We start from the raw sequence: 14,553 nt of genomic DNA, 5'->3' as shown, positions 1-14,553 counted from the left end.
CTAATTGATCTCGCTTAAAACCGAGAGATCATCACCCTAATCCAACAATAAAGTGATGCCATGAATCTGAACGAGCCCATCAATGCTCAGCGAGTCGGCCAGGCCGTCGGCAAATATCGCTGGACGATCTGCGCGCTGTTGTTTTTTGCCACCACGGTCAATTATCTGGACCGCCAAGTATTGAGTCTGTTGGCGCCGGACCTGTCGACGCAATTTGGCTGGAGTAACACCGATTACGCCAACATCGCCTCCGTCTTTCAGTTTGTGTACGCGATTTCCATGCTGTTTGCCGGCCGTGTGGTCGACAAGATCGGCACCAAGACCGCCTATGTGGTAGCGATCGGCATCTGGTCGACCGGCGCGATAATGCACGCCTTTGCGGTGCCGATGGGTGAGGGGATTGGCGCCGTGTGCAGCGCGTTCGGCATTGCCATGATTCCGGTTTCGATCGCAGGTTTCATGGTATCGCGCGCCGTGCTGGCGATAGGCGAAGCGGGCAACTTCCCGATCGCAATCAAGGCCACCGCAGAATACTTCCCGAAGAAGGAGCGCTCTTTCGCCACCGGCATTTTCAATTCCGGTGCCAATGTGGGCGCGATCCTGGCGCCTGTCTGCGTGCCGCTGATCGCCAGCATATGGGGCTGGGAAGCGGCTTTCATCGTGATCGGTATGTTGGGCTTCATTTGGGTGGGTGTATGGATTGCGCTGTACGAAAAGCCGGAGCAGCAAAAACGTCTGTCGGTGCAGGAACTGGCCTACATCCGCAGCGATCAGATGGGGCAGGTGGTCACCAGCCCGGTACCGGGTGTCGCCGATAAAAAAGTATCGTGGTTCAAATTGCTGACCTACCGTCAGACGTGGGCCTTTGCCTTCGGTAAATTCATGACCGACGGTGTGTGGTGGTTCTTCCTGTTTTGGCTTCCCACCTATTTGTCGGCGCAGTACGGCATGAAAGGCCAGGCCATCGTGTTGCCGCTGGCGGTGTTGTACAGCATGACCATGGTCGGCAGCATCGGCGGCGGCTGGTTCCCCAGCTATTTCATGTCACGCGGCGACGCGCCGTATGACGGTCGCATGAAAGCCATGCTGGTGATCGCTTTCTTCCCGCTGCTGGTATTACTGGCGCAGCCATTGGGTTACATCAGTTTCTGGGTGCCAGTGCTGCTGATTGGCGTGGGCGCATCGGCGCACCAGGCATGGTCGTGCAACATTTTCACCACCGTGTCGGACATGTTTCCGCAAAAATCCATTGCTTCGGTGGTCGGTATTGGCGGTTTGGCTGGCGGCTTGGGCGGCGTAGTGATGACCAAGATCGGTGGTTGGGTGATCGATCACTACAAACTGATCGGTGATATTCATACCGGCTACATGATCATGTTTGCTATCTGTGCGCTGGCCTATCTGGTGGCATGGAGCGTCATGAAGGTGCTGGTACCACGCCATAAGGAGATCACCGATCTGTAAACCGCTGGCACCCGTAAGCCAGCGAGCGCTACGCACTGCGATGGATTTTGTCGCAGTGCGTGACCTGACCCCCTTCCTCTGAACCTCCACCCCCCGCACGTGATCCTGCTCATATCCCTGACTACCCTGTCGTAACAGGCCATCGGGCCAATTGCGACGCACAGTCGTTTGGCATGATCTAAGCTCCACAAGGAATGGCTTTTCGAGCAGGGGTTTCAATGCGAAGCACACCTGAAAACAGTCTGCAAAATGCGTTGAAAGCCTGTAGAAGCAGCTTTGTTTCTGTTGGTTTTTTCAGCTTTTTCATCAACGCGCTAATGCTCGTTCCTACCTTTTATATGCTTCAGGTGTATGGGCGAGTTATAACCAGCGGAAGCCTGACGACCCTGGCAATGCTGACGCTGATCATGACCGGACTGGTGGTCACGCTCGGCTCTCTGGAATGGGTTCGTTCGCGCATCATGGTTCGGGTCAGTACCCGGCTGGATGTGTTGCTGAGTCGCGAGGTCTATAAGGCCAGTTTCAAACGGGCTCTCTACAGTGGGGGTATGGATGCGTCGGCCCAGTCGCTCAACGACTTGACGGGCTTGAGGCAGTTTCTCTCCGGTCCTGGATTGTTCGCCTTTTTCGATGCGCCCTGGTTGCCTATCTATGTTGCTGTAATGTTCATGTTCCATCCCTGGTTTGGCTGGGTAGCGACGGGCAGTGCGTTGTTGTTGTTATTGCTCGCATTTGTCAATGAGAGGATGACGGGGCCGACACTTGCCCAGGCCAACAAGGAAAATATCAGCGCGACGCTCTACACCACGAAGAATCTGCGCAACGCTGAAGTCATCGAGTCCATGGGCATGCTTGATACCCTTATGGACCGTTGGGGGCGTCGTCAAAGAAACGTCCTGTTGCTGCAGGCCCAGGCGAGCGATAGAGGTGCCATATTCAGCACGCTTTCCAGGACCTTCCGGATCCTGGTGCAATCACTGATCCTTGGTCTGGGCGCTTACCTGGCCGTGGACCATCAGGTGGGTGCAGGCCTGGTGTTTGCCGGGTCCGTGCTGCTAGGGCGCGCATTGGCCCCCATCGATCTGATCATCGGCAGCTGGAGGGGCTTTATTGCGGCCCGCTCGCAGTACCGTCGTCTCAACGACATTCTCGACAAACAACTGGCTCAGCCCGAGCGTATGTCATTGCCGGCGCCTCAGGGGCATGTGCAGGTGGAGAATTTGATCGTCACGGCACCTGGCTCGAAAACCCCGATCATCAAAAACATAAGTTTCAGCGTACCTGCCGGCTGCGTAGTCGGAATCATCGGTCCAAGTGCCGCGGGCAAGTCCACCCTGGCCAGGGCACTGATGGGGGTATGGGCGCCGCAGCATGGCGTGGTCCGGCTTGATGGCGCGGACATCAGCGCGTGGGACAAACATGAGCTTGGGCCGCATATAGGTTACTTGCCCCAGGACATTGAATTGTTCGAAGGCAGCATCGGCGAGAACATTGCCCGCTTCGCCGAGGTCGATTCGGCGAAAGTCATTCTGGCTGCCAGGACCGCTGGCGTTCATGAAATGATTCTGCTGTTGCCTGATGGCTACGACACCGTCATTGGCAGCGAGGGCCTCATGCTGTCGGGAGGGCAGCGCCAGCGCATCGGACTGGCCCGCGCCCTGTATGGCAGCCCGCGGCTGATTATTCTCGACGAGCCCAATTCCAATCTCGACGAAGTCGGTGATCGTGCCCTGGCGGCGGCCATCCAGCAGCTCAAGCAGACCGGCGCGACCCTGTTTGTCATTACTCACCGAACCAACATCGTGTCCCAACTTGACCGGCTCATGGTGATGAATGCTGGGGCTATCAGTCTCTTTGGGCCACGCGAGCACGTGCTGGCCGAACTCCACGCGCAGCAACAGCAGTTACAAAAACACGCCATGCAAGCAGGCGCCAGCATGGCTTCGGTCGCTACCAGCAGCAAGGGCGATGTCGATGAACCCTACGATTCTCAGTCCTCAAACGGATAGCTTCGCCGACCTGGCGGTATCTGATAGAAAAGTACGTCGCCTGGGTTTTGGCATTGTACTGATGACCTTCGGTGTGTTCGGCACCTGGGCGGCGGTCGCACCGCTCGATGGCGCCGCTTACGCGCCTGGCGTGGTCACCGTGCAGGCTTACCGAAAAACCGTCCAGCACCTCGAAGGCGGCATCGTCAAAGAGGTGTTGGCCCATGACGGTGACATCGTCAAGCGTGATGACCCGCTGATTATTCTCGACGATTCCCAGTTGCGATCTGAATACGAGATGGCCCGAAGTCAGCTTGTTGCAGCCAGAGCCATGGAGGCAAGGCTCATAGCTGAGCGGGACAATCTGTCGGTGATTGGCTTTGGCGCCACGGCCGATCCCGACAGCCTGCGAGGTGCCGAAGCGCGCCAGGGCGAGATCCAGGTATTCAACGCGCGACGGGGATCACGGCTGGGCCAGATATCGGTGCTGAAAGAGCGCATTGGCCAGTTAAGTCAACAGATCAAGGGGATGGAGGCGATGATCGGTGCCAAGGGCCATCTGGATAAGTCCTACAGCGGTGAAATAGTTGAATTGACCGACCTGTTGTCGCAGGGGTTCGTTGACAAACAACGTCTGCTGGAGCAGGAGCGCAAGCTTGAAATGCTCAGGACCGAAATGGTCGACCACCGTTCCACCATTACCAAGACTCGCCTGCAGATCAACGAAACACAGTTGCAGATGCTACAAATCGACAAAGACTTTAATGCCGACGTCGTCAAACAATTAGCCGATGTTCAGACCAAGATTTACGACCTGCAAGAGAAGACTTCCGCCTTGGAGGACCGGCTCAGCCATATCATCATCCGCGCACCCGATGCCGGTATGGTGATTGGCATGACGGTGCATACGATCGGGGGCGTCGTGCGCCCGGCGACACCGCTGCTGGACATTGTGCCCTCGGTTTCAGAACTGGTCATCGAGGCCCAGGTGGCGCCTGTCGATATCGATCGCATCGGCATCGGCAAGCGTGCCGATATCCGTTTCGGCGCGTTCAATAGTGCGACCACGCCGGTGATCGAAGGCGTGGTCAGCAGTGTTTCGGCGGACCGGTTGATCAATGAAAAGACCGGGACGCCCTATTACCTGGCCCGGGTTCGGGTCACCGAAGCCGGTGTGCACACCTTGGGTGAGCGCAAATTGCTGCCGGGGATGCCTGCGGATGTGTTGATCATTACGGGGCAACGCACGCTGTTGCAATACCTGATGCAGCCGGCCCGCAATGCCATCGCTCAATCGATGATCGAGGAATGATCGTGCGAGTACCTGCAGCTTTGCCCGGTGGTCTGCTCATGCTTGTACTGGGCGCCGATATTGCTTGGGCGCAAACCACTGCGCCAACGCCGACCGGGGTCAGCGCCTCAACGTTTTCCACCGACCTCATGCAGTTGTATCGTGAGTCACGGCTTGAGGATCCGCGGGTATTGGCCTCCTATGCGCAAGCGCAGGCGGGCAAGGAACATCAGCGCGAGGCCCTGGGTTCGCTGTTGCCGCAAGTCTCGCTCAACGCCGGGACGAATCGGATTCGTCAGGAGAACAAACTGATACAGCAGAGTTACGATAGCGAAAACTACAGCCTGGTGCTGCGTCAGTACCTCTACAACAAGGCCGCGTGGGAGAACTACCAAAAATTCAAAAGCCTGGCCAAACAGTCCGAATCGCAAGCGCTGGAAGCCCAGGCCGAAGCGACAGTGGACTTGGCGCAGCGTTACTTCGCCGCGTTGGCAGCCGAAGATGAACTGGAGCTGGTGAGGGCGGAGCGTCGAACCACGCAAAAGAGCCTGGACCGAGTCAATGCGTTGTACGAAAAGCAGCTGGCATTGATTACTGATCAGCTCGACCTCAAGGCCCGGGTAGATTTGCTGGCGGCGCAGGAACTCGATGCCCAGAACCAGGCCAGTATCACTCGCGAGGCACTGGCGGAGATCGTCGGCCGGCCGGTCAAGGAGAAGCTCAACCGGATTCGCGATGACGTGCAACTACGGATTTCGGCGCAGAGCCTTGAAACCTGGGTCCGCGACGGCATAGCGCTGAACCCGGCGCTCAAGGCCAACGAGAGCGGCGTCGAAGCCGCGGGTGCTGCGTTGCGCAGTGGCAAGGGCGGGCACTATCCGACCCTGAGTCTGAGTCTGAGCGCACAACAGACCAACGAGGGCTACAACAATTCCCTGGCGCCGCGCACCGACAGTTATGTCGCCGGTATTGGCCTTCAGGTGCCGCTGTACAGCGGCGGCTCGACCTCGGCGCGGGTCCGTGGGCTCTACCAGGATCAGATTACCGCCGAGCAGGAACTGGAAGCGATCCGGCGCCGGGTGGTCAAGGAGATCACCAGCGCTTACCTGACCGCCAATTCGAGTGGAGAAAAGATTAGTGCGAGCCGAAATGCCCTGGCCTCGGCACAGCTGTCCAGAGTGGCGGCAGAGAAAGCGCTCAATTACGGAATGGTCAATGCCGTCGATGTACTGACCAGCGTACGCAACGAATTCCGGGCTCGTCGTGACCTGCTCAAGACGCAATACGAATTCGTCACCAATGTCCTTACGCTCAATCGCTGGGCGGGAAAGCCGCCGGCCGAGAGTGTCGAAAGCGTTAATGGCTGGTTGAGCCCCGGCAGCTCAAACCTCACATCCCCCTGATCCTGCCGCAGTACCGACTGTGTATCCCCGTCCCGACTCGACGCCAATTTAGCCATCACCGCCAGCCGTTCAGGCGGTGGTGGCTGTGGCGTTGTCGCCAAAAACTTGAGCACTGCAGTCAGTCTGTGACCCGAGCGCACCCCAAGGAAAAACCAGCGGCGAGACCCGGAATGGGCGTATTCCCAGGGCTCGGCGAGGCTTGTTTCGCCGACAAATTGACGCCAGTGCTATTTTTATACTTGCCGGCACACCACTCGTCGGTTAATTGACGATTTTGATCGCAATCAGACTTTGGACGCAGGTCACCCCCGACGAGCCTAAGACCTTGATTTTCCGGGGCAGGGAAGCCCTTGGGCACATCGGCCGGGCTACTCGCATAAGGCTTGAATCGACGACTGGCGGATGGGCGGGCTGGCAGCGCGCTGAGCTGGCCTAGACTCAGTTGAACAGCTCGAGGGAGCACATCAATCATTCGCAAGCTATTGATGATTATTCCAATTTATGTTGCCTCGATGGCTTTGCCCGGCTTTTGGAAACGTCCGAATGCCTGCCGGTGAAGCCAGTGGAAGTGCCCCCAGGGAGAAATAGCCGGGAGGGCACCGTTAAGGCCTGTCGGCGCTCGCATCTGTCCTTCGATAACGGTCGGGTGAGGGCGCTGCTGATCCAGGAAGGCCAAGGGAGGGAGGTCATAGTTCCATTTTTAAAGGGAGTCAGGAAAGTAATGACGACCCACAGAAAACCAATAAGCGTGATGCTGATCGATTGTCGTCCTCTCGTTCTCATGGGGCTTCAAGATTTGATCAATGCCAGGAAGCCTCAGATGGAAGTGAGCGGCCAGGCCACCACCTATACCAATGCGCTGGATCTTGCCGATCAGTTGCGTCCCAATGTCATTTTTTTCAGCTTCTTTCCGGATGCGCTGAACCCGCTGGAAGTCGTCGCGGGACTCACCCGCAGTGCCGAAATGAAAGTGCTGGTGCTCAAGGGTCTGTACGAGGCCGTCCCCGTTGCCCAGGCAATAGAGGCGGGCGCACGCGGCATCGTGCTGGCGGAAGACCCGACGGAATCGATCATCCAGGCCATCATGACCGTCCACCACCGCGATATCGGGCTGGATAGAGCCTGGGCCGGTGGCCTTTCCGGCTATGCCGCGACCGGGAATATACATTTGAAATGCAATCTGGAGCATGCAAAACAGGCTCGGCTGACACTGCGCGAGAGGGAACTGATTCATGCCATTGTTGGGGATCCGTCCGCCAAATACATGAGCATTGCCGGGCGCCTGGGCATCAGTGAGCACACCGTGCACAACCACCTCAGCAACATCTATCAAAAGCTTAATCTCATCAACCGCATCGACTTGCTGATGTATGCGTTGAAGCACGGGCTCACCAGCAACGAACAACCGCCCGAGTCCACGTGGGTGGAGCTGGATTTGGTTTCACGTCAAAACAAGTCGCTCTGAACCCTTTGGCGTGCCTGGGGCCGTCACATTGGAACCGCAAAAAAATGCGAGGGTGGTTTTCGCCACCCTCGCACCTTTCACGCGCTCGCGGTATCAGGCACTGCCATGAACAATGTCGGTAGCCAGAAGATCGACCCCGACCAAAGTGATGGTCGTGACTTGCCCGCCCGTTTCGGCAATCGTCACGACGCTGTTCGCGCCGCTGTTGTCGATCGTTTGGACAACGGCGTTCTGATCGCCGTTGAGCACCAGCGTATCTCGCAGGTTTGCGCTCGCATCGAAGCCGGTGACCTGGTACTGGTTCTCGGGGGCTGACAAATCGACGTTGAAGGCATCACGCTCACCGCCGGTTCCAATCAGGGTGAAGTCGAAGGTGCCGGACAAGTCGTTGGCGAACAGGTTGGCGTCAAACGTACTTGATGCCGAGTCCCCATCCTTGTCCGTCAGCGTCGCATTGAACGTCAGCTGGACATCGCTGGCCAGGCTCTCGGTCTGATGAGTGAACTCGATCGTCGGGATCTTGATCGCGCCCCGGCCCATCGTGAGCTGAACAGCATCGATCAGATTCGTGCCATTGCTCGCAATTTGGAAGGACACCTGTCCGCCGGCCTCCGGCGTCAGGGTGTTCACCTCGGTGAGCGCCGAAAACGAGCCATCCTCGTAGTAGGCCCTGTAGTACAAGTCCTCGGTCGCCGTGTCGTAACCCCCCACGGAGTTGTCGATGAAGACCTTCATGCTCGTCAGCAGACTCTCCGGATTGATGACGAAACTTTCATCGGCGGCGCTGATTGCCGCCAGGTTGTCTCCCTGGAAAAGGTTATTGGCGATGCCGATGCCGGACGTGCTGACGTTCATCGCTGCCGGGTCAATGTACGAGGGCAGGGGGTTGGTCTGTAGGGCGGCTTCGGTGGGGTCGGGTGCTCCGAGCCCGATACCGGTCAGGATGTCCGAAGTCGATGCAAGTGCCTTCGCGGAAAAGAAGACAATCTCTTCGGATGCCGAAGGAATAGTCGGGTCATTCGTCTCCGGAATTAACAAGGTGCGTACTGGATCCGGGCCGCCGGCACTGAGCGAGCCGTCGGCACTGCTGAGCACGATCTGCGAACTGAAGCCTTGCACCAGGTCCAGTGCATAGCTGCCGTTGTCAAAGGCGGTCAGCGTGTAGTCGACGCTGGTATTGGCCGTGGCGGCGTTGTTGTCGAAATCGCCGGTCAACGTCCCTGCAAAATGGTACGCGCCATTGGCGTCCGGTGAGGGCGACAGCTCGGTGAGCGTGCCGGTTCCGGTCGTGGTCGTGTTGTCTGGCCTGACGAGGGTGAACTGGTCATTCGCCAACGAAATATCCAGACCGGCTGCACCCAGCCCATCGGCACCTGCCGCCTTGTCCCAGAACCCGTATTGTGGAAGGACGCTACCGGTTCCGATCAGGTTGCCGAACGCGAGTGATGGGCCGTCATCCAGGAACACCAGGTTCTGGCCGATGTTGAGGGTCGCATGGGCGCTGTCGCCGTCCTTGTCGGTCGCGGTCGCCGTCAGTGTCACCAGATTGTCCGCTGACAGAGTCGTCGAATCATTGGGATTGGTGGCATCGGGATGCACCAACGCCCGGATCTGGTCGAGCGTGACGTCGCCATTAGCAGCCACACTGGCCGTGAATACCAGCAGGTTGGTGATGGCCGTGCGGCCTTCCACCACGCCACCGTTGAGTGACAGGTTGACTGCCTCGTTCGTGGCCGTGTCGGTCAACCCGGAGGCACCCGCCACCACGCCCAGCGCATAGGTCAGCGTGCCCGCGCCATCAGCGCCATACGCGGAGCTGAAGTTAGCGGCAAAGTTCTTGGTGTCGTTGGTCGCCAGGACGGTCTCGTCCACCGTCAGCGTCGGCTCGGTGCCAGTGGTGCTGATACTTGGCCCGTCGTCCTTGAACACCAGGTTCTGGCCGATGTCGAGGGTCGCCTGGGCGCTGTCACCGTCCTTGTCGGTGATGGTCGCCGTCAGCGTCACCAGGTTGTCCGCCGACAGACTCGTCGAGTCGTCGGGGTTGGTGGTATCGGGATGCACTACCGCGCGGAGCTGGTCGAGCGTGACGTCACCATTGGCGGCCAAGGTGGCCGTGAACACCAGCAGGTTGGTGGTGGCCGTACGGCCTTCCACCACGCCACCGTTGAGCGACAGGTTGACCGCCTCGTTGGTGGCCGTGTCCGTCAAGCCAGAGGCTCCCGCCGTTACGCCCAAGGCATAGGTCACCGTGCCGGCTCCATCAGCGCCAAACGCCGAGTTGAAGTTGGCGGTAAAGCTCTGGGTGTCGTTGGTCGCCAGGACGGTCTCGTCCACCGTCAGCGTCGGCTCGGTGCCGGTGGTGCTGATACTTGGCCCATCGTCCTTGAACACCAGGTTCTGGCCGATGTCGAGGGTCGCATGGGTGCTGTCACCGTCCTTGTCGGTGATGGTCGCTGTCAGCGTCACCAGATTGTCCGCCGACAGACTCGTCGAGTCGTCGGGGTTGGTGGCATCGGGATGCACCACTGCCCGGAGCTGGTCGAGCGTAACGTCACCATTGGCGGCGACGCTGGCTGTGAACACCAGCAGGTTGGTGGTGGCCGTGCGGCCTTCCACCACGCCACCGTTGAGCGACAGGTTGACTGCCTCGCCCGTGGCCGTGTCGGTCAGCCCGGAGGCACCCGCCGTCACGCCGAGCGCATAAGTCAGCGTGCCGGCGCCATCAGCGCCAAACGCCGAATTGAAGTTAGCCGCAAAGTTCTGGGTGTCGTCGGTCGTTAGAACCGTTTCGTCCACCGTCAGCGTCGGCTCACTGCCGGTGGTGCTGATACTTGGCCCGTCGTCCTTGAACACCAGGTTCGACCCGATGTTGAGCGTCGTTTGAGCACTGTCGCCGTCCTTGTCGGTGATGGTCGCTGTCAGCGTCACCAGATTATCCGCCGACAGACTCGTCGAGTCGTCGGGGTTGGTGGCATCGGGATGCACCACTGCCCGGAGCTGGTCGAGCGTAACGTCACCATTGGCGGCCACGCTGGCCGTGAACACCAGCAGGTTGGTGGTGGCCGTGCGGCCTTCGACCACTGTGCCGTTGAGCGACAGGTTCACTGCCTCGTTGGTGGCCGTGTCAGTCAGTCCGGAGGCACCCGCCGTTACGCCCAGTGCATAGGTCACTGTGCCGGCACCATCAGCGCCAAACGCCGGGTTGAAGTTAGCGGCAAAGTTCTGGGTGTCGTCGGTCGTTAGAACCGTTTCGTCTACCGTCAGCGTCGGCTCCGTGCCGGTGGTGCTGATACTTGGCCCGTCGTCCTTGAACACCAGATTCTGGCCGATATCGAGCGTTGCATGGGCACTGTCGCCATCCTTGTCGGTGATGGTCGCCGTCAGTGTCACCAGGTTGTCCGCCGACAGACTCGTCGAGTCGTCGGGATTGGTGGCATCGGGATGCACCACTGCGCGGAGCTGGTCGAGGGTGACGTCACCATTGGCGGCGACGCTGGCCGTGAACACCAGCAGGTTGGTGGTGGCCGTGCGGCCTTCCACTACTGTGCCGTTGAGCGACAGGTTGACCGCTTCATTCGTGGCCGTGTCAGTCAGTCCGGAGGCACCCGCCGTTACGCCCAGTGCATAGGTCACTGTGCCGGCGCCATCAGCGCCAAACGCCGGGCTGAAGTTGGCGGCAAAGTTCTGGGTGTCGTCGGTCGCCAGGACGGTCTCGTCCACCGTCAGCGTTGGCTCGGTGCCGGTGGTGCTGATACTTGGCCCGTCGTCCTTGAACACCAGGTTCGACCCGATGTCGAGCGTCGTTTGGGCACTGTCGCCGTCCTTGTCGGTGATGGTCGCCGTCAGCGTCACCAGATTGTCCGCCGACAGACTCGTTGAGTCATCGGGGTTGGTGGCGTCGGGATGCACCACCGCGCGGAGCTGGTCGAGCGTGACATCACCATTGGCGGCGACGCTGGCCGTGAACACCAGCAGGTTGGTGGTGGCCGTACGGCCTTCCACCACTGTGCCGTTGAGCGACAGGTTCACTGCCTCGTTGGTGGCCGTGTCAGTCAGCCCGGAGGCACCCGCCGTCACGCCCAGTGCATAGGTCACTGTGCCGGCGCCATCGGCGCCAAACGCCGGGCTGAAGTTGGCGGCAAAGTTCTGGGTGTCGTCGGTCGTCAGAACCGTTTCGTCTACCGTCAGCGTCGGCTCCGTACCGGTGGTGCTGATACTTGGCCCGTCGTCCTTGAACACCAGGTTCGACCCGATGTTGAGCGTCGTTTGGGCACTGTCGCCGTCCTTGTCGGTGATGGTCGCCGTCAGCGTCACCAGATTGTCCGCCGACAGACTCGTCGAGTCGTCGGGGTTGGTGGCATCGGGATGCACCACCGCGCGGAGCTGGTCGAGCGTGACGTCACCATTGGCGGCGACGCTGGCTGTGAACACCAGCAGGTTGGTGGTGGCCGTGCGGCCTTCCACCACGCCACCGTTGAGCGACAGGTTGACTGCCTCGCCCGTGGCCGTGTCGGTCAGCCCGGAGGCACCCGCCGTCACGCCGAGCGCATAAGTCAGCGTGCCGGCGCCATCAGCGCCAAACGCTGAATTGAAGTTGGCGGCAAAGTTCTGGGTGTCGTTGGTGGCCAGAACCGTCTCGTCCACCGTCAGCGTTGGCTCCGTGCCGGTGGCGCTGATGCTCGGCCCGTCGTCCTCGAACAGCATCTTGGAGCCGATTTCGGTATTCGTAGTAGAAGCTTGGCTCAGCGTGAAGCCGCCGATATCAAAATCGGCGTGGTTATCGCCCCTCGCGTCAAGGGCCGCGCCGTTCTCGACGAGCACGCGGTTGTGATCCGACGCTGTGGTGTATTCAATCTGGTAGCCGGCTTTAACGCCGGTGATGGTTGCAACCCCACCCGTAAAGCTGATGGCAATGGTCGGGTCATTCACCGAACCGTCGGAATTTTCGATCACCAGCCCGGTGCTATTGTTGACGACGCGAACACTGGTGATGGCAACCGGCGTATCACCCGCATAGCCATTGATGAAATTCGCGCCAGGTTCAGCCGCGGTGCTGAATGCGCTGACTTGTACGACCGCACTCTTGCCGCTTTGCAACTGCACGATGTCGAAATTGGCCGATTTCGTATTGTAGACGCCGGTAAAGTCGATGTTGGACTCAACATCTGCTTCGGTCTGACTAAGGTTGGGAACGGTCAAATCCTGCCTGGCACCGGTGACGAACGAAAAGCGGATGCCTTCCTGTTCCACAATCATTTGATTGTTGGTGCCGATGGTGGTCGAGCCACCCCCCTGGCTGGTATTGACCGTGTCGCCAGTGTTTATATTGGCGCCGCTTGACTGGTCTGCGGGGTCCTTGCCGGTGGCGATGATGGTGGGGTCCGTGATCCGCAAGACACCCGCGTCATCGACAACTGTCGGGTTCGCCTTCGTGTACATCAGGAACAGGTTCTGACCGGAAGGTGCACCGGCCAGACTGAACTCCAGATCCTGGGTGGTTCCGACGAACACCTTATTCAGCAGATTGAGCGAATCATCGGGGTTCGTCGTATCTGGATGCTGGAGCGGTTGGTATTCCACGGTCCAGATTTTGCCGCCCGAGAGCGGCGATCCGGTTTCTTCGATATAGGCAGCGAACACGATCGCGCCATCTGCGGCTCCGGCTCGGCCCACAACGATGTTGTTGTTCGTATCCGTATAGAGAAGGATGCTGGTGCCATCAAGGGTATCCAGCCCGCTGTCCAGGCCATTGAGCGGTGCGCCAGCGCTGTCGACGAAGCGGATATCGGTAATGTTTGCTCCGCCGCTGATGGTGAACGCATTGCTGCCCGTGTCGCCCACGGCCCCGGTATAGCCACTCAAGGCCGCACCCGTTGCGGTACCTGCACCCAGTGCGGTCAAACGGGTGGAAAAGATCGAGGGCAGGGAGGCCAGCAGAATGTCGTTGTCGTTAGCGTCTTCCGCAGGGGTTGGAGTGGCGGTGGCGTTCTGCAGCCCGGCCGTTTCGTCCAGCGTAACGTCCGCGCCGGTCACCACGCTCAGAGCGTTGGCTGTAACCGAGGTGGTCACCATGGAGTCGAGGGTCGGAGTGGATAAGGGGGTCGGATCGCTCGTTAGCGATGAGTTTTGCTCGCGAATAGTCATGACTTTCTCCAGAGCAATTACGGTCATCGAGGCCTGACCATTGACCTCTACAACTATGACCAAGCGCCGGAGATTGCGCATTGGCCGATACTCCCAGTCCGAGTGGGAGTTTCAGCCTAGTCGTCCTCGTCGGTGGCTTGCCGCAGGGGCCCCGGGTTGATGCGATCGTGCGGATCTCTCTATTGGAACTGCAAAAAACAATGCGAGGGTGGTTTTCGCCACCCTCGCATCCTTTCACGCGCTCGCTGTATCAGGCACTGCCATGAACAATGTCGGTAGCCAGAAGATCGACCCCGACCAAGGTGATGGTCGTGACTTGTCCACCCGTTTCGGCAACCGTCACGACGCTGTCTGCGCCGCTGTTGTCGATCGATTGGACAACGGAGCTCTGGTCGCCGTTGAGCACCAGGGTGTCTCGCAGGTTTGCGCTGGCATCGAAGCCGGTGACCTGGTACCGGTTCTGGTTGGCTGCCAAATCGACGTTGAAGGCATCACGCTCACCGCCGGTTCCAACCAGGGTGAAGTCGAAGAGTGCGTTGGCCGAGTCGTTGGCGAACAGGTTGGCGTCAAACGTACTTGATGCCGAGTCCCCATCCTTGTCCGTCAGCGTCGCGTGGAACGACAGCTGGACATCGCTGGCCAGGTTCTCGGTCTGCTGAATGAACTGGATCACCGGGATCTTGACAGTGCCTCGGCCCATCGTGAGCTGAACCGCGTCGATCAGATTCGTGCCATTGCTCTCAATGAGGAAGGACACCTGTCCGCCAGCCTCCGGCGTCAGGGTGTTCACCTCGGTGA

6 protein-coding genes and 1 pseudogene are annotated in these 14,553 nt (G+C 59.4%); 5 read left to right on the top strand and 2 right to left on the bottom strand.

Going from position 1 to position 14,553, the window contains the following annotated elements; translation table 11 throughout:
- Positions 1–60: 60 nt before the first annotated feature.
- The 5 genes from KGB14_RS06765 to KGB14_RS06745 all read left to right on the top strand — a co-directional run bounded on the left by KGB14_RS06765 (position 61) and on the right by KGB14_RS06745 (position 7,611).
- Positions 61–1,464 carry an MFS transporter gene (locus KGB14_RS06765; protein ID WP_223485066.1) on the top strand — a complete coding sequence of 468 codons (1,404 nt, stop codon included), beginning with the start codon at positions 61–63 and terminating at the stop codon, positions 1,462–1,464.
- A 218-nt stretch (positions 1,465–1,682) separates the two neighbouring features.
- Entirely contained in the window at positions 1,683–3,473 is a 1,791-nt protein-coding gene (locus KGB14_RS06760) for a type I secretion system permease/ATPase (RefSeq protein WP_223485064.1), read from the top strand.
- Positions 3,439–4,764, top strand: coding sequence for an HlyD family type I secretion periplasmic adaptor subunit (locus KGB14_RS06755; RefSeq protein WP_223485062.1), 1,326 nt, complete (start codon positions 3,439–3,441; stop codon positions 4,762–4,764). Before KGB14_RS06760 ends, KGB14_RS06755 begins: the two co-directional genes overlap by 35 nt.
- Before the next feature lie 38 nt (positions 4,765–4,802).
- Positions 4,803–6,146: a TolC family protein gene (locus tag KGB14_RS06750; RefSeq protein ID WP_223485266.1), complete on the top strand. Its 1,344-nt coding sequence runs from the start codon at positions 4,803–4,805 to the stop codon at positions 6,144–6,146.
- 721 nt (positions 6,147–6,867) lie between these two features.
- Positions 6,868–7,611 (top strand): LuxR C-terminal-related transcriptional regulator, encoded by a 744-nt coding sequence (locus tag KGB14_RS06745; protein ID WP_223485060.1) that lies wholly within the window; start codon positions 6,868–6,870, stop codon positions 7,609–7,611.
- Positions 7,612–7,704: 93 nt separating this feature from the next.
- Here KGB14_RS06745 and KGB14_RS06740 read toward each other — a convergent pair whose 3' ends face one another.
- Complete coding sequence (locus tag KGB14_RS06740; RefSeq protein ID WP_223485058.1) at positions 7,705–13,782, bottom strand: DUF5801 repeats-in-toxin domain-containing protein; 6,078 nt, start codon at positions 13,780–13,782, stop codon at positions 7,705–7,707.
- A 223-nt stretch (positions 13,783–14,005) separates the two neighbouring features.
- Positions 14,006–14,553, bottom strand: a pseudogene (locus KGB14_RS06735) (hypothetical protein); the annotation flags it as partial.

The sequence above is a fragment of the Pseudomonas sp. A-RE-19 genome, assembly GCF_019956555.1.
In the GTDB taxonomy this organism is placed as follows: domain Bacteria; phylum Pseudomonadota; class Gammaproteobacteria; order Pseudomonadales; family Pseudomonadaceae; genus Aquipseudomonas.
Note: the sequence above shows the minus strand (reverse complement) of the source record. Positions and strands in the feature narration are given on the sequence as shown.